Annotated in this window: 22 protein-coding genes and 1 pseudogene; 14 read left to right on the top strand and 9 right to left on the bottom strand. The window is 64.8% G+C overall.

Features of this window, described 5'->3' with window-relative positions:
• A partial coding sequence (locus AB0B25_RS16390) for an IPT/TIG domain-containing protein (protein WP_357179538.1) occupies nt 1-1,184 on the bottom strand: 1,184 nt, incomplete at its 3' end.
• A 1,236-nt stretch (nt 1,185-2,420) separates the two neighbouring features.
• On the opposite strand from AB0B25_RS16390, the pseudogene AB0B25_RS16395 reads away from it, so the two are divergent.
• The 6 genes and pseudogenes from AB0B25_RS16395 to AB0B25_RS16420 all read left to right on the top strand — a co-directional run bounded on the left by AB0B25_RS16395 (nt 2,421) and on the right by AB0B25_RS16420 (nt 6,362).
• A pseudogene (locus AB0B25_RS16395) lies at nt 2,421-2,860 on the top strand (VOC family protein).
• A 38-nt stretch (nt 2,861-2,898) separates the two neighbouring features.
• Entirely contained in the window at nt 2,899-3,459 is a 561-nt protein-coding gene (locus tag AB0B25_RS16400) for a cadmium resistance transporter (protein WP_357179663.1), read from the top strand.
• A 29-nt stretch (nt 3,460-3,488) separates the two neighbouring features.
• A complete protein-coding gene (locus tag AB0B25_RS16405) occupies nt 3,489-3,794 on the top strand; it encodes a hypothetical protein (RefSeq protein WP_357179540.1) in 306 nt (101 codons plus the stop codon).
• A gap of 150 nt (nt 3,795-3,944) precedes the next feature.
• Entirely contained in the window at nt 3,945-4,814 is an 870-nt protein-coding gene (locus AB0B25_RS16410) for an AraC family transcriptional regulator (RefSeq protein ID WP_357179542.1), read from the top strand.
• A gap of 181 nt (nt 4,815-4,995) precedes the next feature.
• Nucleotides 4,996-5,505, top strand: a complete 510-nt coding sequence (locus AB0B25_RS16415; protein ID WP_357179544.1) for an HAD domain-containing protein — start codon at nt 4,996-4,998, stop codon at nt 5,503-5,505.
• A 446-nt stretch (nt 5,506-5,951) separates the two neighbouring features.
• Nucleotides 5,952-6,362, top strand: a complete 411-nt coding sequence (locus AB0B25_RS16420; RefSeq protein ID WP_357179546.1) for a VOC family protein — start codon at nt 5,952-5,954, stop codon at nt 6,360-6,362.
• Nucleotides 6,363-6,666: 304 nt separating this feature from the next.
• Here the strand turns inward: AB0B25_RS16420 and AB0B25_RS16425 are convergent, their stop codons facing one another.
• Both AB0B25_RS16425 and AB0B25_RS16430 read right to left on the bottom strand, forming a co-directional pair.
• Nucleotides 6,667-7,692, bottom strand: a complete 1,026-nt coding sequence (locus AB0B25_RS16425; RefSeq protein ID WP_357179548.1) for an alcohol dehydrogenase catalytic domain-containing protein — start codon at nt 7,690-7,692, stop codon at nt 6,667-6,669.
• 121 nt (nt 7,693-7,813) lie between these two features.
• Entirely contained in the window at nt 7,814-8,434 is a 621-nt protein-coding gene (locus tag AB0B25_RS16430) for a TetR family transcriptional regulator C-terminal domain-containing protein (protein ID WP_357179549.1), read from the bottom strand.
• Between the two features lie 434 nt (nt 8,435-8,868).
• On the opposite strand from AB0B25_RS16430, the gene AB0B25_RS16435 reads away from it, so the two are divergent.
• Entirely contained in the window at nt 8,869-10,194 is a 1,326-nt protein-coding gene (locus tag AB0B25_RS16435; RefSeq protein ID WP_357179551.1) for an amidohydrolase family protein, read from the top strand.
• A gap of 107 nt (nt 10,195-10,301) precedes the next feature.
• On the opposite strand, the gene AB0B25_RS16440 is transcribed toward AB0B25_RS16435, so the two are convergent.
• The gene (locus AB0B25_RS16440; protein WP_357179553.1) at nt 10,302-11,000 is read right to left on the bottom strand and encodes a VOC family protein; all 699 of its coding nucleotides are present in this window, start codon (nt 10,998-11,000) and stop codon (nt 10,302-10,304) included.
• A gap of 422 nt (nt 11,001-11,422) precedes the next feature.
• Between AB0B25_RS16440 and AB0B25_RS16445 the strand changes: the two genes are divergently transcribed.
• Nucleotides 11,423-11,896, top strand: a complete 474-nt coding sequence (locus AB0B25_RS16445; protein WP_357179555.1) for a GyrI-like domain-containing protein — start codon at nt 11,423-11,425, stop codon at nt 11,894-11,896.
• 382 nt (nt 11,897-12,278) lie between these two features.
• Here AB0B25_RS16445 and AB0B25_RS16450 read toward each other — a convergent pair whose 3' ends face one another.
• Nucleotides 12,279-12,818, bottom strand: a complete 540-nt coding sequence (locus AB0B25_RS16450; RefSeq protein ID WP_357179558.1) for a helix-turn-helix domain-containing protein — start codon at nt 12,816-12,818, stop codon at nt 12,279-12,281.
• A 163-nt stretch (nt 12,819-12,981) separates the two neighbouring features.
• Between AB0B25_RS16450 and AB0B25_RS16455 the strand changes: the two genes are divergently transcribed.
• Nucleotides 12,982-13,299, top strand: a complete 318-nt coding sequence (locus AB0B25_RS16455; RefSeq protein WP_357179561.1) for a putative quinol monooxygenase — start codon at nt 12,982-12,984, stop codon at nt 13,297-13,299.
• 467 nt (nt 13,300-13,766) lie between these two features.
• Here AB0B25_RS16455 and AB0B25_RS16460 read toward each other — a convergent pair whose 3' ends face one another.
• The 4 genes from AB0B25_RS16460 to AB0B25_RS16475 are packed head-to-tail and all read right to left on the bottom strand — an operon-like array spanning nt 13,767 to nt 16,475.
• Complete coding sequence (locus tag AB0B25_RS16460) at nt 13,767-14,111, bottom strand: cupin domain-containing protein (protein WP_357179564.1); 345 nt, start codon at nt 14,109-14,111, stop codon at nt 13,767-13,769.
• An 11-nt stretch (nt 14,112-14,122) separates the two neighbouring features.
• Nucleotides 14,123-14,755: a DUF2848 family protein gene (locus AB0B25_RS16465; protein ID WP_357179567.1), complete on the bottom strand. Its 633-nt coding sequence runs from the start codon at nt 14,753-14,755 to the stop codon at nt 14,123-14,125.
• Nucleotides 14,756-14,760: 5 nt separating this feature from the next.
• Nucleotides 14,761-15,567 (bottom strand): carbon-nitrogen family hydrolase, encoded by an 807-nt coding sequence (locus AB0B25_RS16470; RefSeq protein ID WP_357179569.1) that lies wholly within the window; start codon nt 15,565-15,567, stop codon nt 14,761-14,763.
• Entirely contained in the window at nt 15,564-16,475 is a 912-nt protein-coding gene (locus AB0B25_RS16475; RefSeq protein ID WP_357179571.1) for an ABC transporter substrate-binding protein, read from the bottom strand. Before AB0B25_RS16475 ends, AB0B25_RS16470 begins: the two co-directional genes overlap by 4 nt.
• Nucleotides 16,476-17,017: 542 nt before the next feature.
• On the opposite strand from AB0B25_RS16475, the gene AB0B25_RS16480 reads away from it, so the two are divergent.
• From AB0B25_RS16480 to AB0B25_RS16500, 5 genes are all read left to right on the top strand, one after another.
• Nucleotides 17,018-18,343, top strand: a complete 1,326-nt coding sequence (locus tag AB0B25_RS16480; RefSeq protein WP_357179573.1) for an SRPBCC family protein — start codon at nt 17,018-17,020, stop codon at nt 18,341-18,343.
• A complete protein-coding gene (locus AB0B25_RS16485; protein ID WP_357179575.1) occupies nt 18,340-18,861 on the top strand; it encodes a 3-phenylpropionate/cinnamic acid dioxygenase subunit beta in 522 nt (173 codons plus the stop codon). The genes AB0B25_RS16480 and AB0B25_RS16485 overlap by 4 nt, the downstream gene beginning before the upstream one ends.
• Nucleotides 18,861-19,055 (top strand): ferredoxin, encoded by a 195-nt coding sequence (locus AB0B25_RS16490; protein ID WP_357179578.1) that lies wholly within the window; start codon nt 18,861-18,863, stop codon nt 19,053-19,055. The genes AB0B25_RS16485 and AB0B25_RS16490 overlap by 1 nt, the downstream gene beginning before the upstream one ends.
• Before the next feature lie 409 nt (nt 19,056-19,464).
• Complete coding sequence (locus AB0B25_RS16495; RefSeq protein WP_357179580.1) at nt 19,465-20,478, top strand: dihydrodipicolinate synthase family protein; 1,014 nt, start codon at nt 19,465-19,467, stop codon at nt 20,476-20,478.
• Entirely contained in the window at nt 20,475-21,443 is a 969-nt protein-coding gene (locus AB0B25_RS16500) for an ornithine cyclodeaminase family protein (RefSeq protein WP_357179582.1), read from the top strand. Before AB0B25_RS16495 ends, AB0B25_RS16500 begins: the two co-directional genes overlap by 4 nt.
• Nucleotides 21,444-21,450 lie beyond the last annotated feature (7 nt).

The raw sequence follows: 21,450 nt of genomic DNA on the forward strand, positions 1-21,450 counted from the left end.
GTGGTGACGGTGACCAGTACCGTTCCGGTTCCGGCGGGGGCGACGGCGGTGATCTGGGTGGGGGAGTCGACGGTGAACGAGGCCGCTGGTGTGGCGCCGAAATTCACCGCGGTCGCGCCCGTCAGTCCTGTCCCGGTAAGCACAACGGTTGTACCGCCGGAAACCGGGCCCGAACTGGGAACGATGGCTGCCAAGGTGGGCACGGCAGCATAGGTGTAGGCGACACCGTTGCTGGTTCCGCTGGGGGTGGTGACGGTGACCAATACCGTTCCGGTTCCGGGTGGGGCGACCGCGGTGATCTGGGTGTCGGAATTGACAGTGAACGAGGTCGCCGGTGTGGCGCCGAAATTCACCGCGGTCGCACCGGTCAGCCCGGTACCGGTGAGTACTACTGTGGTGCCGCCGGTCACCGGTCCCGAACTGGGAACGATGGAGGCGAGGGTGGGCACGACAGCATAGGTGTAGGGCAGGCCGTTGCTGGTTCCGCCCGAGCCGGTGACGGTAACCAGCACCGTTCCCGTTCCGGGTGGGGCGATTGCCGTGATCTGGGTGGGCGAGTTGATGGTGAAGATGGCTGCGGTGGTGCCGAACCGGACGGTCAAAGGACCGGTGAACCCGGTGCCGGTGATGATGACGCTGTTACCACCAGAGGGGGGGCCTGCGGTCGGGGAGATGGAAGTGATAGTCGGGACCACTACGTAGATGAAGGAAACCGCACCACTGGTGCCGCCCGGACCAGTGACGGTGACCGGCACGATCCCCGTCCCGGCCGGAGAGACGGCCGTGATCTGCGTATCGGTGTTGACGATGAACGAAGTCGCCGGTGTGCCACCGAAATTGACCGCGGTGGCTCCCGTCAGACCCGACCCGGTGAGCGTGACCGTCGTCCCGCCCGAAGTGGGCCCTTGGTTGGGGCTGATGCTGTTCAACACGGGAACCGCGACGTAGTTGAACGGAACCCCATTGCTGGTGCCACCAGTCGAGGTGGTGACGGTGACCAGCACCGTGCCGGACAAATAGGCGGGGGCGATCGCGGTGATCTGCGTGGGCGAGTCCACCGTGAAAGAGGTCGCCACATTACCGAATTTCACGGTCGTGACAATAGGGACGAAACCGGTTCCGGTTATCGTGACAACGGTATTGGCAGGCCCCGATATCGGGGATATAGACGTGATAGTAGGCATGACGTTGGAACCCCTTGCTGTAATGGTTTCTTCTGCACCGGCGGAACCTCCGCCACCATCTACTCCCCCGGCTCTATTCCAGTAACCACCCGAGACCCACTACGGCGCAATACCTTTGTCAGTCCGTTTCGGTCCGTTTCAGTCCGTTTTTCAAACATTGCTGCCCACCTGCGACAACAGATCCAAAAAAACCACCGACCGATACCGGCCGGGACCAATCGCCGAAGCCCTCGAACCGTGACCGAGTGCGACTCGAACCCGTGCTGTATCCACCAGGGAAACCACGGACACGGCAACGACTCTTGTCAGCCGCCGGATCCGGGATATCGCAACAGGGAGCCCCGGACGGATCCGCTACTCGCTGCCCGGCACTCGGCTCGAGATCGCCCGTGGCCGGTTTTGGCTTACCTCTGCCGACCCAATATCAGGGCCCACCATCCACTCGACAGGTTTCTGCCGAATCTCCGCGTTCCCTCTGCTGACGCCGGTATTTTTGTTCAAGGCTGTTCCGCTTCGACAGAAGGGATACACGTTGATTCACACCGAGATCGCGGCTGCGGTGGCAGCCGCTGCGCTCGTTTTCGGTTCACTGGCCGCGGCAGGCACCGCGACCGCACAAGCACCCAACGGTGTCCGCACCGCGGCTGCGCCGACCCGGCCCACCGACGCAACCTCCGGCACGTCCGATCCTGCGGCGACGCGATCTGCTCCTGGCGGATCCAACCCATGCACCTGGGGGCCGAGTTATTGGTGCGCATCAACTGCCAATGCCCATCAGTGCGGGCTTACAGCAGAGGATTGCGAGAGATACGGGGGGATCAAAAACGGTTAGCGCGTGCGTTCGGGGGTGTCGGTACAGCCGCGCGCGATCCGGCGCCCCCGGCGCTGACCGCCGGTAACGTTCACATTCCCGCAGCTATCGGTAGTCAGCCTTTGGAGCAGGGCTGTGCTGCAACGCTTTCTCGCCGTGCCACTCTCCGTTGCTCGAGGATGAGATCCCTGTCGTAATCGCCGAAAATTCTACGAGGTTCGAAATGTCGCCTGGTAGAGGATGATTCGGCGACTGGGATCGTGTGGTGGGATGGCCGGTGCGTGACTTCGCTGCTGATGACGTTGGTCGGCATCACGGAGCGTCGGGGATGTCTCGGCGGGATGTCGAGAATCCGCGTGCGGCTCCGTCCCAGGAGTAGACACGGCCACAATGAGCCGTACCACGCCAAGGAGAACATCGGAGATATGACCATTCAGCGGATGGACAACGTCGCCATTGTCGTTGATGACCTGGACGTGGCTGTCGCGTTCTTCACCGCCCTCGGCATGGAACTCGAGGGCAGGCGCAGATCGAGGGCCTTTGGGCGGATCGCACTGTCGGGCTCGACGGCGTCCGGAGCGACATCGCGATGATGCGGACCCCGGACGGCCACAGCAAGCTGGAGCTGACCAAATACCACACCCCCGCGGCGTCCGGCGCCGAGCCGGAGAGTCCTCCGCCCAACACGCTGGGCCTGCATCGCGTCATGTTCGCCGTTGACGACATCGACGACACCATCGCCCGCCTGCGCGCCCACGGCGCCGAACTCCTCGGCGAGGTGGCGCAGTACGAAAGCATCTTCCGGCTCTGCTATCTGCGGGGCCCCGCGGGCATCATCATCGCGCTGGCCGAACAAATCGGCTGACGCGGGCCTACTCTCGATCAAGTCACCGCTACCCGAACATCGTTGTCACATCCGTTCGGATCCTGATCTCGGCGCTGTTCTTCGGCCACACCGCGACCCGCGTGAAGGCGATTCGCCTCGTCATCGGCCGATATCTGGGGTTCGCCGCGATCGTGGCGGCCGCGGTGGTCGGCGCGTTGGGTGTCGGACTGCTGCCGGAGTCGGCGATCCCGTACCTGGGATTGCTGCCGTTGCTGCTCGGCGCGCGGGCCGGGTGGAAGGCGTGGCGGGAACACGGCGACTCAACCGAGGAGGACCAGCTACGCGACGGCGGCGAGGGGCCGGGGATCGTGCAGGTCGCCGCGGTCACCCTGGCCAATGGTGGTGACAACATCGGCGTTTACGTGCCGGTGTTCGCCGTCGCCGGCGTCACCGGCATGGCCGTGTATGTGGTGGTGTTCCTCCTCGGCGTCGCGCTGTGGTGCGTGGCGGGTCGCTACTTCGACACCCGTCCACTGATCGCGAAGGCGCTGTCGAAGTGGGGTCACGTCCTCATGTCGATTGTGCTGATCGGTATCGGCGCGCTCATCCTCACCGAGGGCGGGGTGTTCGGGCTCTAGCCTCCAGGGGTTGCGGGCAATCGACGCTGATGGACAATCAGCCTATGCCGGGTATCCCGCAGTTCAGCGATGGCGCATTGGTGCTCGCAACAGCGGATATCCGTGGAGTCGTGCCTACCGGAAGGACGCGGCACGAGGGCGGCGCGCACGCTCTCGACGCCTTCGCAGGACTGATGATTGCGCGGTACGCCGCCGATTGTGGCGTGTACCAGTTCTATTGCGATGCGGACTGGAACGTCATCACCGACACCTACCATGACGAGTTCGGCGGAGCGTTCGACCAAGCTGTGTACGAGTTCGGCCCGATCGAATTCGTCGAACTCCCGCTCGGCTGATCGCGGCGCCAATGGACTTCATCGGCGATCTATAGCCTTGTCTATCGGCGAATCTCGACGGCAGTCCGAATCGACCGATCGGATCGGATCGCTGCGGTCGGGCGCAGCCGGGATGCTGTGCGCCAAGGTTGATGCCGGAAGGAGGCCCCCGTGATCGCTGCACTGAACCAGCTTGTCGACCTTGTCGAGGAGCACCTCACCGAGGAGTTCGACGTCGACGGATTGGCCAGGGCGCTCGGTACGACCGAGTATCACCTGCGTCGGATGTTCTCGTCGTTGGCTGCGATGCCGCTGTCGGACTACGTGCGCCGGCGTCGCATGACCGTCGCCGCCGCCGATGTCGTCCGGGGCGAGGACGATCTGCTGAGCATCGCTGTCCGGCACGGTTACGGCTCGACCGAGGCCTTCGGACGTGCGTTCCGAGCGGTCCACGGCGCCGGCCCCAGTGACGTTCGCCGCGACGGAGGCCCTCTTCGCACACAACCGCAACTCAGGTTCCGCCTGACCGTCGAAGGGAGCACCCCCATGGACACCCGCATCATCGACCGCCCCGCATTCCGGCTCGTCGGACACGCCGCCCGGGTCCCGCTCATCCACCACGGCATCAACCCGCACATCCAGGCGCACATCACCGCACTGCCGCAGCAGGAGCATGTGCGGCTGAAGGCCCTCGGCGACACCGATCCGGGCGGCCTGCTGCAAGTGTGCGACGACCTCGACCCCGACGGCACCGAGGGCAGCGAACTGACCTACCTGCACGGGGTCGCTGTCTGTCAGGGCACGCCAGCCCCCGACGACCTCGATGCCATTAACGTCCCGGCTGGGAAATGGGCGGTATTCCGCACCGTCGGGCCCCACCCACAGGCCCTGCAGCAGACCTGGGCCGCGACCGCTACCGACTGGTTTCCCTCCAACCCGTGGCGTCTGCGACCAGGTCCCTCGATCGTTACGGTCCTAGAGCGTGCGGACGACTTCAGCACCGCGACCTGCGAACTGTGGCTACCCGTCGAACCGGTGTGACAGCCCTGCGGAACCTGGACCGCACCCGGCCCCGGCCACCTGCCCGTCACCGGGCTGCAGACAGGCCGGGCCCGGGACGCGAACATTCGCGCATCGGCATGACAGCGTGTCGAAGTCCACACGTTCGAAGTTCACGTTATGGGCGTCTTCTGGAGATAGGCAGACCGATACCGTGTGGCTCATGACCGATCACATGGGGCGCCCGCTGGTCTTCCTCGATGTCGACGGGCCACTGCTGCCTTTCGGTGCAGATACGCGGCCCGAGCCGCGCACCTCGGCCCCGGACTGGCATTTGGCACGGTTGAGCCCGAAAGTCGGACTTCGGTTGGCGGCGCTGCCATGTCAGCTTGTGTGGGCGACCGCGTGGGAGCACGAGGCGAACACGGAGATGGCGCCGCGGATCGGGCTTCCTCGACTACCAGTGGTTGCCTGGCCGGACTCGTCGGATGAACATCAGCGCGAGGACCAATGGCTCGGGCTGCACTGGAAGACCCGGACCTTGGTGGACTGGGCGGCCGGCCGACCGTTTGCCTGGGTTGATGACGAGATCACCGACTCCGACCGCGATTGGGTAGCGTCGCGCCAACAAGGCCGAGCACTTCTTCATCGCATCGAGGCATCCCGGGGCCTCGGCGACGAGGACTTCGCTGTTGTCGAGGACTGGCTGCGAACTACTCGAGGCGTTTCATAGTCACAGGCAACCACAGTCGGTCGGCGGAGGGAGAAAGCGGTACCAAATCCGTAATACCTCTGTATGTGTCAAGCGGCTTCGGGTTCGCTTATGGATCCGTTTTGGGTTGTGCGTCTTTCGTCTCGGGTCGGTTCACGCTGCGTTGTGGCGCGTTCTCGATCAGGCAGTTCGCGATGAGGTCATCGCGGCTTACGCTCAAACGGCACGGGAACACCCGAGTTTGCCGAGTTCGACAACATCTGTGTCGGCGAGGACGACAAGCCGAACCGCCACGTGTCGGCTCCGGTTCACTACTGGATCTGTCCCACATCCCGTGTCCAGGGCTGCAGGAATCATGGTGACCGTCTTCCATCAGGTCTGTTAGAGTCTCGGCTGGCATCGCGTGTTGGTCACCGGCTGGGTGAAGCATGGAGGTGCTGGGAGTTGCCTTGTAGGAGGCACACGCCATGACAGTTTCTGTCGAGTTGAATCATTTGATCATTCCGTCGCGGGACAACCGGGAGTCCGCTGAATTCCTGGCAACCATTCTCGGACTGGACGTCGGCGAACCCTGGGGGCCGTTCGTTCCCGTCGAAACCCGCAACGGCGTCCGCCTGGATTTCGCTTCCGTGCCGTCGGAGGATCTGCGGCTGCAGCACTACTGTTTCCTGATCCCCGAGGATGACTTCGACGCCGTGTTCGCGCGGCTGGTCGAGACCGGCGTGACCTTCCATGCCGATCCGATGGGCAAGCAAGTCGGCGAGATCAACCACAACCACGGTGGTCGCGGTGTTTACTTCCGCGATCCCGGTGGCAACGGTATCGAGATCATCACCCAACCGTATGAGCCCGAACGCCGCCGTCCGACGACCTGGTAGACATCCGGAAGTCGCAGGCCAACCATATGGTGGACGGTGCTTCGTTCGCACCAGCTGGGCAACGAGTCCTGTTGAGCGACCGGGTGACCTATTGCGTTATGCCGAGAGCTGGATAATGCGCAATGTGCTGATTTGTCGAACGGGTTACTCAGTCGCCCAACGGGTTTCGTTTCCAGAGAAGGTCCCGCAGTGCCCGGCCGAGCATTTGGCGCTTGATCATCTCGATGCGGCTGACGTGCCCTTCGTTCGGTGAGGACGGCGTTCAGCTCGCCGTCGAAGGGCGACGCCGCGTGCATTCGGGCGATTACGGCAGTGGAGTGTCATCGACGGTCAAGACCATCCGGAAGCGGGCGTCGCCGCTCATCATCCGGTCATAGGCGCTGGCCGCATCGTCGAGGCGGGCAGGCTCGACGAGAGCGCGGATGCCCTGTGCGGCAGCGAACTCGAGGTTGTCCTCGTTCTCGATGGAACTCCCGGTGAGGGAGCCGCCGATGTTCACATCTCTGAAGATGAGTTCCAGTGGTGTCACGAAGAGAGGTTCGGCCGAGGCGCCGACAACGACGAGGCGACCGCCGACCGCGAGCCCTCCGAGCAGGGGGGTCATCGAGCTGCCGCTGGCAGCCGTCGCGACGATGACCTGTGCGCCTCCGAGCTGCTTGAGTTCGTCGCCGGAATTCGTTGCCGCAGCATCGATGTAGTGGTGTGCGCCGAGTTGGAGCGCGAGTTCGCGCTTCGCGGTACCGCGGGCGATCGCGGCAACGCGCAAGCCCATTTTGACTCCGTACTGGATTCCCAGGTGGCCGAGGCCGCCGATGCCCTGGATGGCCACGAGGTCGCCGGCGGCGGCCTTGCCTTTGCGAAGGGCGTTGAAGGTGGTGAATCCGGCGCAAAGTAGTGGCGCAGCTTCTTGTGCTGTGAGTTCGGCCGGAATGGCGGCGAGGCCGCTGGCGCGCGCGTACAGGACTTCGGCATAGCCCCCGTCGACGGTGACCCCGGTCTGCGGCTGGTCGGTGCAGGCGACGAAATCGCCACGGCGGCAGTGATCGCAGATACCGCAGTGTCCCCCGAGGAATCCGACACCGACACGGTCGCCGACTTCCCAGCGACTGACATCGGCGCCGAGGGCATCGATGACGCCGACGACTTCGTGGCCGGGTACCCGTCCTTCTTCACTTTCTGGGTGTTCGTGCACGGCGACGCTATCGGTGTGGCAGATGCCGCATGCCTGCACTCGAATCCGGACATGCCCTGGGGCGGGTTCGACAAGTGGGCGTTCGGAGGCCCGCAGCGCGCCGCTGGGTCCGACTTCGATAACTCTGTAGGTGCTCATGTGAAACTTTCGGGTTACTCGGGCCGGGCGTCCGAATGGACAGCCGGCTTGAAACGGTTAAATATGGTCGACCATCTTGAGCAGGGGAAGAGGGCTGCGATGAAGTCGCGGGCCCGAGCGGTCAGCTGGTGTAGTGCTCTGCGAAGGCGCGGAGCATCTGTGGAAGGCCGACGGTGAGAAAGCTGTTCATCGGCGCCGGCGAGTCGGTTGCTCGGCCTCGCAGGGCCGCACCCTCATATGCGTCGATCATGAGCCAGGCGGTCGTTTCGGAGTCGTGCCCTTCGGCGGAGTGGATGTTCGCGGCCTCGTCGAGGGCGGCTGCCAGAAGGCTGGACCAGGCTGTGAGTTTTCCGATCACGGTCGCGCGCATTCGAGGCGTCTCGGATGACATCTCGGCGGCGAAGTTGCCGAGCAGGCAGCCCAGGTGAAGTCCTTCCTTGCGAAGTTCTTCCGCCATGAATTCGAAGTGGGCTTGTATTCTCGCCAACGGCTCGACGCTCACATCGTGCAGCATCTCCATGCGTTGGCTCTTGCCGTAATCCGTGATCACTTCGATGGCAAGGTCTTCCTTGCTGGGGAAGTGGTTGTAGAACGAGCCTTTGTGCGCGCCGTCGGCGCGTGTCGTAATTCCGGCAATGCCGGTGGCGTTGTAGCCGCGCTCATGAAACTCTGCGCGTCCCGCGTTGAGAATCGCGGCCCGCTTGCTTGGTTGTGCCACCTTCGTCCCTCCGTCGGCGTCCAATATGGTCGATCATCTTGGTGTAGTCAAGCCCTGGCTCGGAGCGGCTTGTCAGGGTCGGTCGCAGACCGGCCTGCCGCAAGCATGAACGATAGTTGCCGAATCAACTACCGCTCGACGGCGCTTGCTTGCGGTGCTCGTCTGTGCGGCGGTGAGCAGGCTCAGCGCGGCGGCGCGGGGTGTGGGGTCGGGTAGTGCGCTTGCTCACCGCGGGTTGAACGATGTGCAGGGCCTCCGCGCCCGGCCGATGTGTTCGCACTCGGCGACGGCGACGAAATAGCGCAGCTGCCGGACCTCCATCGCCACTGCCCTTCTCACCTCGACCGACTTCTTGTGGTGATTGTTTCATGGCTGGGTTGGTCGTTGATCGGCCCTGGTGAGATCGGCTGGAGTAGAGCGTGGGAGTAGACGTCATCAGTCAGGTGGAAGGAGGCGGCATGGTGGAACCGGTGCATGTGTCAGAGGGACGCTGGCGGGCCGCGGCAACAACGATCGTGAACGCGAAGGTATTCGACGGGACGAAGTCGCAGGACTGGACTTCGGTCCGGTTCGCTGACGGTCCGATAACCGAGTGCTCGGCGGCCTCGACCGCTCGAGAAGGCGACGAAGTGATCGACGCGGGTGGCGGGACTGTGCTTCCCGGTCTGATCGACGCGCACGTCCATCTCGTTCCCGGCGCGCTGGCCCAATCGTCGACCTTCGGCGTCACCACCGTTCTCGACATGTTCAGCAAACCCGACCTGGTGGCCAGGGCCAAGGAGCAGGCCGGCTCCCGTCCGGACGTGGCCGATGTGCGTTCCTCGGGTATCGGCGCCACCGCGCCGGGCGGGCACCCGTCGATGATGTATGCCCCTTTCCCGACGTTGACCGATGCTGGTCAGGCCGAGCAGTTCGTCGCGGAACGGATCGCGGAGGGCTCGGACTATCTGAAGATCATCTCTGGTACCGGGGGGCTATGGCCGTCGCTGGACTCCGAAACCATCAAGGCACTCGTCACTGCCGCGCACGCCCGTGGACTGGTCGTCGTCGCTCACGTGAGCTCGACGGCCGGTGTCGAAGAGGTCGTATCCGCCGGTGTCGACGTGATCGCCCACGTCCCCGCGGACAGTGAGCTGGACCAGGCCCTCATCGAACGCATGGCCGAGGCCGGAATCGTGGTCGGTCCGACGCTGGCCACCATCGAGAACACCCTCGGTGAGCCGGGTGGCGCAGCAGTGTCAGGGGATCCGCGGCTCGCTGAGGCGCTCGGGGACGCCTGGACACGCCGGTTGACCTCGAGTGCCTCAGGATGGGGCGGCCGGGAAATGCCGCCCTACTCGCGGGCCGAGGACAACGTGTGGCGACTGGCCGACGCGGGGATCACTCTGCTGGCGGGCACCGATGCCCCGAACCCAGGGACCGTGTTCGGAGCAAGCCTGCACCGGGAGCTGGAACTCCTTGTCCGATGCGGCATCAGCCCGACGCAGGCACTAGCCACGGCCACAACCGAAACGGCACGGGCGTTCGGCCTCGCCGACCGAGGACGTGTCGCGCCCGGGCGACGCGCGGACCTGATCCTCGTGTCCGGTAACCCGCTGACCGACATCACCGCGACACGAGCGATCGAGCGGGTATGGCGCGCGGGCACAGCCTGCGATCGTCGCGCCTTCGTCGCGAGCGCTGCCGAAGCTGAGCAGCTCGACGCTTTCGACGCCCAGGTCGCCAAGGTAGTGGCAGCCGTGCGCGAACGCCGGTCCGACTTCGACCTGAGGAAGGCCCCCTGAGCGCGGGTCCCGTAGCTCTTGGACGGCTCAGATGTGGCCGGTGGCAGCCGGTCCGCACGCGTTCGGCCGATGATCGCGGTCCAGGCGACACGGCGGCTGGATCCCGGTCACAGTGCGGCTTCGAGTTCGGTGGCCCGTCGCAGGTCATCGACCAGTTCCGGTTCGCTGACCCCTGCCGCTCGGACCCGAGCCAACAGTTCTCGGGCCAGGTCCGGCTCGCCGCGGCGAAGCGCCACATCGGCCCTCAGCACCAGCAGCTTCACCAGCTGGACCGGCGTCGGCTGCTCATCGGTTCGGTGCAACGCGCGGTCGAGGACCTTCGCTGCCGATCCCAGGTCCTGTCTGGAATCGGCGAACAGTGAGCCCATATGAACGGCTCGGTCGAAGGTCGACCGCGGCAATGGCCGGTGTCGTTGATCCGCACTGATCGACTGCGCGACCTGGATGGTGTTCCCACCGGGATCCGTCATCAGGAACTGTCGCACCCCGTAGGTCGTGTCCTTCAATACACCCACCCGCAGGACGCCCCGCACGGGCACCGACCCGAAGACCTCGCCCAGCGCGGCGGTGAAGACCGCGTACAGGTAGTCGACGTCATCGGTGTCGACCAGGCAGCCATGCGTGCAGGACTGCGGATCGAAAGCCTTGTCCCCATGGAAGTTCAGCTCGATACCGCCACGCTTCACGCTCAGAAACTGGTAGGGCTTGGTTTGGCGGAACGTGATCTCGAACCCCAACGCGGTGTAGAAATCGGCCACCGGCTCAATGGATCGAGCCATCAACAAAGGAATCGTCTTCTCGGTCACAACACCGACGGTAGGCAGCACCCTCTTGTGCACGCACATGAAAGTGAGAAGCCCGACTTTCCCTGGCCAACGGCAAGTCGGAACAATCTCAGGCGCATTCCCGGACCCCTGAATCGTGCACTGAAGCCTCGGCTGGGGAAGGCGGGAGGGAACCCCGTGAACGGGGTCAGGTGCCGGGCCGGTTGTCAGCGGTTTCTGTGGGCGCTGCGCGAGGTCTCGGGCGAGCACGGTGTAGCTGACGGCAGCCGTTTCGCTGAGCCCGAACGTGATCGTGCGGCGCAGGGGTCGGCGTTGGCTGTAGAAGGCCATGCCTGCCCGCTCGTCGTGATACGTCGAGAACGCCACTACTCGGTTCGATGAGTTTTTCGGAGTCCGAACGTCGATAGTCACGAGCACACACGATCTCGACTCTGGAGGAACCGATGACCACTGCACCTGTGCCCAAGCTGACAAGCATCGATCCGGCGGCGACCGCCGCTATCCGGGATGTTGTTCCCCTGGTTGGTCTACGCGACTTCTTCGACGCATCGTTCGGCGCATTGGTCGAGATGATTACCGCGCAGCGCCTGGAAATTTCGAGTCCGGCCTTCGGTCTCTACCGCGGGAGTGCGGGTGACTTGATCGACATCGAGGTCGGGTTCGCCGTCAACCGTGCAGTCGAGCCGACCGGCGATGTCATCGCCGGTTCGCTCCCCGGCGGTCAGGTTGCGCGGCTGATCCACGTGGGTGGATTCGAGGGGTTGGGTTCCGCATGGGACCAACTGCACTCGTGGATCGAGAGCCAAGGCCTTACCGCAGGTGAAAAGCGTTGGGAGGTGTACATCACCGAGCCTTCGCCGGAGATGGATCCTCGTGAACTGCGCACCGAACTCCACTGGCCGATAGTGGTCGACTGACCAGCCAGCCACCCCGAACCGCGCCAGCCCAGTGCGATGCCGGCCACGCCCGCTCTTCCCGTGCTGCCTCATACCGGCCGATCCTGTGCTGAGTGCCGGGCCAGTCATGCCGGTCGAGGGCAATATCAATTCTCTAGTAGGCATGAATGGTTCTTGTCGTATCTAACGGTTTGGTGGGTCGCCGCATTGCTCATCGCTGTTCGCTAACCGAACCGGCCGTCGAGGAGCTTGTGGTGGCCGCGGCCTTACCTGCACCACCCTCTGGAGGCGTCGACAACAGGGTGTCGTTGGCGAGCGTGGTGTCAGTTATGGCAGAGCTGCGTTTGCGGCTGATCGTCCGTTGGCGGATGTGACGGCAAGGCGATGGCGTCGCTTGCTATCTTCAGGCTGATTTGCGAGCGGAGGTCGTGATCGGTGCGAGAAGGCGCCGTGGTGTGTTGAGTATTGCGGACACGGGATCGGCCTCGGAGTTCGCTGGCTCGAACCCGGGGCCGGGTTCGATGCGGATCTCCGGGACCGCGACGACCGAATCGCATTGCCCGCACCGTCCCTCGTGATCGAGTAGGCCTCCGTCCTCGTCGTGGCGCAGGGCGCGTTTGACTCCGGTCGGCGAGTAGAACGCGTCGCCCCAGTTGATCAGAGCGCGCACGATCGGCCAGAGTTCGAGGCCCTTGGTGGTGAGCTGGTATTCGACGGTTCCTGCTCCGCCGTCGCCGCGGGTGAGCACGCCTTCCCGTACCAGCAGCTTCAGCCGGTTGGTCAGGACGGCGCGGGGGATGCCGAGTTGGGTGGCGAAGTCTCCGAACCGGCGTACCCCGTAGAACGCGTCGCGGATGATCAGCAGTGTCCACCGCTCGCCGACGACCTCCAACGCTCGTGCGAGCGAGCAGTTGCGGTCCGCGTAGGTGCTGGGAAGAGACATGCCTGCAATCTACTCTGCGAGTTCGCTCACTGAACTGGCTTGTGCTAAAGTCGAGAATTAGTTCACTGACTGAACTGCTAGTGCTCTTGTCTTGGGCTGAGCAACGATCAGGTCCTGCGGGCGAGGTGGCGCCGGCATCACATCACGCTCGAGGAGGCCGTCCATGTACCAGTTCCTCGTGTCCTTCACCGTCCAGCCGGAACATCGCGACGACTTCGTCCGAGTCGCCGAGAAGACCGCGGACGACTCACTGGCGAACGAGCCGGGCTCGCGCAGGTTCGGCGTCATCGCGGACGAGGAGAACCCGAACGTCTTCTACCTCAACGAGGTCTACGTCGACATCGATGCCTTCCGCACACACGCCAACGGTCCCTACTTCAGTGCGTTCTTCGCCGAAGCCAGCGTCTACGCCGAAGGCCCGACGTGGCTCATGCGCGGAACTGTCATCGACGACAGAGCATCCGCCTGGACCGACTTCTAGCACGAGAAGCGTTCGCCGGTGTGACGTCGCGGTCGAGGTGCACCAGCGGCGGATGGAGTCACCTGGATTCGCTGGTCCTGGTTTCGTGGGGGTGTACCGCCCGACCGCGTCGCCATCGAGGACGAGGGCGGTGCTGTTCTGCGGGAACGCCAGGCGCCCCGGCAGTACTGACCATCCGGGTGCTGGGCACCCGTTTCGATGGGCGTCACCGGTGCCCTACCCATCGCGCAGCCGATCGGTGAACGTCAGCGCACCATCGAATCCGGCTGGATCGACGGAGCGCCGATTTGAGCCGCCGATTTGAGCATTGCCCCGCATCGGGTCGGTTCGAGCCTCGCCGATTCGGTGACCGGCCACCGCCGGTCGTGACCTGGGCCTGGAGGTGCTCGGTCGGGGTATGGCGTCAATCGGAACACGTTGCCACAGCAACAGAGTCGCCCGACCCGGCTCGTATCCAGACCGATCGCTTACAGCCGGTACCGGACCTCGAAAGTTGTGCAGCCTTCCGCACTGGTCCACGGGCCGTGTTCCATCCCCGGTGGGCGGCAGGCGTAATCACCCGCTGTGAAGGTTCGTCCCAGCCGGGTATCGGTGAAGGAGCCTTCCAGGATGTAGACCTCCTCCCAGAAGTCGTGTACCTGGACGCCATTCGGGGTCGTGTCCGTGCCCGGGTCGAAGTGCAGGATGCGGGTGGCCACGCCGGTGTCGCCGTCGGCGGCGAGAATGCGTTCGGTGAGACCGTCGGCCTTGCCTTCGCAGGCGGTGAACGGAACGTCGGTCGCCGGGAAGAACTCGAATTCCGGCTTGGGCATGGTTTGTCCTTTCAGACCAGGGAATAGGCGTGGGCGAGGGTGGCCCCGCCCGGCACGGTGAGTGAGATGGTCCAGGCGGTGCCGACGATGAACTCGCCACCCAGCAGGGGGAGTGTGCCGCCGAACAGGATCAGGTCGCGGTCGGCTTTCCCCGGATACAGGGCCAGCACGTCGGTCGTGACTCGCAGCGCGGTCAGCGGGCCGTGCTGGTACTGCTTGTCGTCCACGGTGGACTCCGCGGTGAGCGCGTCGAAATCGAGATCCGCGATCGGTATGACCGTGGTGCCGAGCGGCTTCGGGCACGCAGCCTTGGACTCGAGCACGCTGTCGCGTTCGATGTCGCGGTCGGTGTGGTCGGAGCCGACGGTGAGGAACAGGCGACCGCCCGCGCGCACGAGCACGGGTTCCACCTCACCGGAGGTGTTCGGGCCGGACACGGAGATCGCCGGCGCCTGGGTGGCGAGGCTCGGGGCGAGTTCGTAGAAGGCGGGCACCGAATCCGGCGGCGCCACACCGATGGCGGCGAGCTCCTCGATGTGCGCACGCACCGATTTCTCGTCGCGGCCGGTGTAGCCGGCGACGACGAGGTCGAAATCGCCGACTTCGATCGTTTCGCCGGTGTCGTGGACAGTGAATGACAGCATTGTGTTCACACCTCTTGTGTTTGGATCAGGCCGCTATAGGACGGCAGCCGGTCGCCGAGGACCGGGAACTCATCACGTACCGCGGGCACCACGCCGGGATCGGCCTCGCACCACGTGATGCCCTCATGTGTTCCCGCCTCGGCGAGCACGGTGCCCCACGGGTCGACGACCCGGCTGTGCCCAGCGAGTTCGACGCCGGCCTGGGTGCCGGTGGCGTTGCACGCGATCAACAGCACTTGTTCCTCGACCGCGCGCGCCGACGTGAACAGCTGCCAGTGCGCCAGGCGCGCGGCAGGCCAGGCGGCGGGGACGATGACCACCTGTGCGCCGGCGTCGACGAGGCACCGCCACAGTTCCGGGAAGCGCAGGTCGTAGCAGGTGGTGCCGGCGACGGCGCCGAACGGCGTGCGCGTCGCGGTGACCGACTCTCCTGGGACCAGTAGCTGGGCTTCCTTCGACTGGTAGCCGAAGACGTGGATCTTGCTGTAACTGTGCACGACGGTGCCTCGCGGATCGAGCAGCGCCGCGGTGTTGCGCAGTGCGCCGGAGGCGAGCCGTTCGACGTAACTGCCGACGTGCACGTACGACCCGGTCTCGCGGGCGAGTTCGGCCAGCCGTGACACGGTCGGTCCCGTCGTCGGCTCGGCCTCACGGTCGTAGTCGTCGAACGCGAAGTATCCGGCGGCCCACAGTTCCGGCAGGACGATCAGATCCGCGTCCCCGGCCGAGCGCACCAGGTCGTCGACGCGGTCCCGGCGCTCGGCCACTGGTTCGGCTGCGGGGCTGGCGATCTGGACGAGTGCGATCTTCACCGGGACTCCCACAGCCCGCGCACGGAGGACTCGACCATGTCGGTGTAGGCCAGTTCGCGGTCGGTGAGCCCACCGGCCTTCGCGAACGCGGCGAGTCCTTCGGCGGCCTTCTCGGAGATCGCCGGGCCGTAGTAGTCGAGGTCACGCTCGATCAGGCCGGCGATCAGTCCGGCCTCCATCGCCGGGAACAGGGCCGAGCCGACCTTCGTCGCCAGCGAGGTATCGCGGCGCAGTTCACGCTGCGCGCGCATGATCCCGCGGACGGCCGCGGCGGTCGCGTCGGGCTGCTCGCGGATCATCCGGCCGGATGTCATGAGCGCGGGAAAGGTGAACAGTGCCGCGTCTGCGCCATCTCGTCGGGCGTCCACGATCATTTTTCCGGCGCCGGTGCGCACTGCGACCTCGGCGCCCATGCCGTTGGCCCAGAAGGCATCGATCTTCCCGTCCCGCAGTGCCTGGGCCGCGGTGACGCCGAACGAGACGTTGCCCGCGGTTCCGGGTACCGGCGCGATGGTGACGTCGGCCAAGTCGACACCTTCGGTTTCCAGCAGGCGCCGCAGACCGAGGTCGGGTCCGGGCGCGGCGCCGATCCGGATATCGCGCAGGTTGCCGAGCGTGCGGCGGGTTATGTCGAGGTCTGGGCGGACGACCAGGAACCAGTACATGTTCCGCGCCAGCGAGGCGAGCAGTCGCGCGTCGCCGTAGGTGGGATCGGCGTAGAAGGGCGCATGCGCGCAGCCGGCGAGGAAATCGATTTCCCCGTCCCGCAGGGCAATTGCGGCGTCCGTGACCGGAAACATCAGTTCGAGTTCCACGTCTAGGCCTTCGTCGCGCAGGTAACCCAGTTCGACCGCGGCGATGGCGGGGAAATACGAGTTGGACACAAGATCCGGTATGGCAAGGCGCATGATCAGCTCTCTACCTCGGTACAGCAGATATCTATGAAATGTGCGGTCGAGGTGCTCTCCGCCGGTTCCGGTCTTCCGACCGCGGCAGGCTACGGCGGCGATCGCGTGCCGGGCTACGGAGAGGCTCCCTCCGTGCCGAAGTGGCGACTGAATACATTTCCGGGGAAGGTTAACACGGGTTTCGCCGTTTGAACACACCGTGGCCGGCGTGACTCGTCGAGTCGTCGCTGACCTGGGTCGAAGCGGGCACCTTCGGGGATCGGGCCGTGGCGAAGCCGGCGGCCGCGGCCGCCGGCGCGGGAGCCCACCATCGGGGAACCATCGCGGTGGCTCTCGGCGCAGCAGTCGGCCCATCGATGATCTCGTCGCGCCGGACGGGTCGGCCTCGCGTAGTAGAGCGTCCTTGTCGCAGCTTGCGCGGGTTGTCCGACGAGTGTGTGCTGGCAGGGGGTGGTCGCTCCGGGAGGGGTACGGTGCATTGTGGGGGTAAAGGTTGTGGCCTGCCCTCTATCTTTCTGAAAATGCAAATGTATTCTGTCTACATGAGTCGCTATGATGTTCAGGGTCGACTTGAGCTCGAGGACCGTATTCGCGAGACGGTGCTGCCGGAGCAAGGTCGAATCCCGATGTTCACCTATACCGATCCCGCTGTGTACGAGCTCGAGATCGAGCGCATCTTCGGGCGTACCTGGCTGTTCGTCGGTCATGTCTCCGAGGTTCCGCGCGCCGGCTCGTTCGTGACCCGCACGATGGGCGAGGAGTCGGTGATAGTGGGACGGGGTGATGATGCTGTCGTCCGCGTCTTCCTCAACGCGTGCCGCCACCGCGGGATGCGGCTGGCCTGCGAGGACTTTGGTGAGGTCAACAACTGGCGCTGCCCGTATCACGGTTTCACCTACGGATCCAAGGGCGATTTCCTCGGCACGTTCATGGGTGCGCCATTCGAGAAGGTGGCTTATCCCGAGGGCCTGGACCGTGCCGCGCTCCACCTCGTCGAGGCGCGCTGTGAAACATACAAAGGCCTGATCTTCGCCACCTGGTCGAAAGAGGGTTCGTCACTCGACGAGTTCCTCGGCGACGCGAAGTGGTACCTCGATCTGATCGTGGGGCGCGCGGAGATGGAGGTCGTCGGCTACCCGGAGCGATGGATCATCCCGACGAACTGGCGGCTGCCCGCGGAGAATTTCGCCTCCGATGCCTATCACACCGCCACCGCGCACTCCTTTCTCCAGCGTCTGGGCATGGTCAAGGGCGCGGACTTCGGCCGCGACGGCTACCACGTCGACGTCGGCGGCGGTCATGGTCTGGGCGTCGGCGTTCATCGAGACGGCCAAAGCTATTTCCCCGCCGAACTTGCCGCGGAGTACGCCTCGAACCTCGACGACGATCAGCTGAATACGTTGTCGCGGCTGAAGAACCTCCACGGCAATGTATTTCCCAACTTCACCTTCCTCATTCCGAACTTCATCGAGGTCGATGGGCAGCGAGTGTCGGGGGCCATGCTGCGGGTGTGGCAGCCGGCCGGCCCGAACAAGACGCAGGTGTGGTCGTGGCATTTCGTCGAGAAGAACGCACCCGACTGGTGGAAGAAACTCGGTAAGCGCATGTACACGCAGACCTTCAGTTCATCGGGCATGTTCGACCAGGACGACACCGAGAACTGGGAGATGCAGACACGAGTGTCCGACAGCGCCCTCTATCGGGACGAGGATTTCGTTCTCCACTACGGCATGGGGCTCGATATCCCGACGCTGGCGAAAGACGAGTTCCCCGGACCCGGTGACGTCTACGACGGAAAATTCAGTGAGGCAGCGGCTCGCACCTATTACAAGGTGTGGCGTGACCGGATTGTGGAGGAGAAGCGGTGACCGCTGTGCCCATCGGCGCGATCGACCTTGCCACGCGGATCGAGATTCAGGACTTCTACTACCACGAAGCCGAACTGCTCGATGACCGCCGCTGGGAGGAATGGGTCGATCTCTTTGCCCCCGAGATCGAATACACCGCGCCGATCCGTGTCACACGCAAATCGCCGGCGCCGGACATCATCGATGAGCTGGGTCATTTCGACGACAACAAGGCGTCGCTCGAACTTCGGGCCAAGCGTCTTCGCACAGATGTGGCGTGGGCAGAGGATCCGCCGTCGCATACGCGTCGACTGATCACGAATGTTCGTGTGCGACCGGGTGACGAGGACGGCGCCCTAGCGGTGCGCACGAATTTCCTGCTCTATCGCAGCCGCGGTGATATGGGCGCCTTCGACCTGATCGTGGGGGAGCGGCAAGACGTGCTCCGGCGCGCGGGGGATTCTTGGCTCATCGCCAAGCGACGCATCATCATCGACCAATCGTCGATGAGTACGAAAAACCTAGGAGTGTTCCTCTGATGAACGTTGTCATCGACCTCGGCGTGTGCCAGGGCTACGGGAATTGTGTGGTGGCTGCCCCCGCCTTCTTCGACTTGGACGACGCGGGGCAGGCAGTGCTGCTCCGGGCCGAAGCCGAGACCGAAGCCGAGCAGGAGGCCGTCCGGGCGGCGATTCCGGTATGCCCGATGAACGCGATACGTCTCGAGCACTGAGCGCGACGATGTTCGCCGGCCGGACGATATCGCGCTTGCGCGCACGCCGATAGGTGTATACAGTAGACAGTGCGCACTATTGGGTGGCTCACCTGGAACGAGGAGACGCGGTGAGTCCGGCGACTACGTCGATCGGGCCGTGTCGAACCGACGCATCGCCGACCGGCTGTACGCGTTCGAAGCCAGGCACGAAGAAGGCCACTCAGCGCTTCGGGAAACGTCCCCAGCGCGAATCGGGGCGTCGGCCGCAGTATCTGCGCCGACCCTGCCGGCCCGCGGGCGCCACGCCGACCTCCACACGAGGCCGGATGGTGGGTGACCCGCCTGCCGGCGCGAGTTCGAAGTAACACGACCCGTTCGAACCCGAACTCGCCTCGATCGCGCGTTCGACCACGAAAGGCAACTGATCATGGCGCTTCCGTACCGCCGCAGTGAAATCAAGGAACGTGCGAAGAACGAATGGACCGGTGGCTGCAGCGTCACCCTCCCGTCTTTCACAGAGGATTTCTCCTCGCTGAACGAGGCGGGGATCCGGCACGATATCGCCCATGCGGCCGAACTCGGTTTCTGGGGCACGCTGGTCGGTGCCGAAAGCGGTACCACGTTCGACGAGTACAAGCGGTTCCTCGAGGTCGCGGCCGAAGCGGCGCCGGATGGCTTCAAGATCGTTTCCCATCTCAGCTTCGATACGGTCGAGCAGTCGATCGAGGTGGCGAAGCTGTCCGAGGACCTCGGTGCCGAGGCGGGCTTGCTGTCCTACCCGCAGAGTTTCCGCCCGACGAGCGCGGCCGAGATCGTCGAGCACACGCGCTATGTCACCGACCGCACCGGGTTGGCGATGATCCTCTTCGCGTCCTCGGCCTGGGGATTCAAGCCGCTGTCGCCGACCGGGTTTCCGATCGAAGCGCTCGAAGAGATGGTCAAGATCGACACGGCCGCGGCGCTCAAATACGAGGGTGGCGGTTCAGCGCTGTTCTCCGCCCTCGCCGAGGTCGTCGACAAGTGCGGCGACCACGTCATCGTCGAGAACCCGATGGAGCAGCAGGCTCCCGCACAGGCACGCCTGTTCGGAACCCGCTGGTGGGGCACTAGTGCCTACGAGTCGTTCGGGGATCGTGTCCCGAAGATGATGGCCGCGCTCAACGCCGGCCGATTCGATGAGGCGATGGAGATCTTCTGGAGCTACAACGCCGCCCGCGAGGCCAAAGCGGCGTTCCATGCGTCCTTCGCCGGTGCGAACCTCATCCATCGTCAGGGATGGAAGTACCTCGGCTGGTTGAACGGGTTCAACGGCGGTTTGCTGCGGATGCCCCAGATGAGGCTGGCCCCCGGGCAGATGAAGTCGTTGCGGGCGGGCCTGGCCGCTTCCGGCTTCGAACTCCCCGCCGACGACGCGGAGTTCTACGCGGGTCGGGTTCGATGACTCTGCACCTCGACAGCGCCGCGATCAGGCAGCTCTGCGACGAGACGATTGCGTTCCGCGCCGCCGAACTGGCCCTGGAGGGGCAGTTCGCCCTACCGACCCGTATCGACGTCAATGTCCCGACCGGCTTCCTCAGGGTGATGCCCGCCGCATTGGGTGACCATATGGGCGCGAAGATCATGACCCTCGCCAAGGGGGTCGGCAATCGCTACCTGTTGCTGGTGTATCGGCAGCAGACCGGCGAGTTGCTGGCGACACTCGACGCTGCCGAGATCACCCGGCTGCGGACGGCCGCGACGACAGCGCTGGCTGGGAAACTGCTGTGCCCACAGGGCTCGAATGTCCTCGGCCTGATCGGTTCCGGCTTCGAGGCAGAAGGCCATCTCCGGGCGTTCGCGCATATGCTGCCGCTGGAGAAGGTCCGTGTGTACAGCAGGTCGGAATCCAAGCGCCGAGAGTTCGCGCAGCGCCTCGGCGACGCGCTCGGCCTGGATATCGAACCGGCAGCGGATGTCGCGGAGGTGACGAGCGGCTCACCGATGACGGTGCTGTGCACCAAGTCCACGGAGCCGGTCGTCGATGGCGCCACCTTCGCCCCCGGCGCGGTCGTCCTGTCGATCGGATCTACCCGGCCCGACCTACGCGAACTCGATGACACCACATTCGCGCGTTCGCGAGCCGTGCTGGTCGACGACGTCGCCTCGGTCCTCGCGGAGTCCGGTGATGTCGCCTCCGCCATCTCGGCCGGGGCCATCGACCGGACCTCGCTGGTCTCGATGGCCGAATGGTCGCAGTACCGCGTCCCGGCCGAGGGTTCCCGAGATCTGCTGGTGTTCAAGTCCGTGGGTACGGCGCTGCAGGACCTCGCTCTGGCGGCGGTGCTGATCGACAGTGCTGTCGAGCACGGACTCGGCCGTGAGATCGGCGATATCACCGAACTGAAGAGCGCGGCGCGCCGCAACTGATGGAGAC

Source organism: Nocardia sp. NPDC049190, from assembly GCF_040648115.1.
Classification (GTDB): Bacteria; Actinomycetota; Actinomycetes; order Mycobacteriales; family Mycobacteriaceae; genus Nocardia.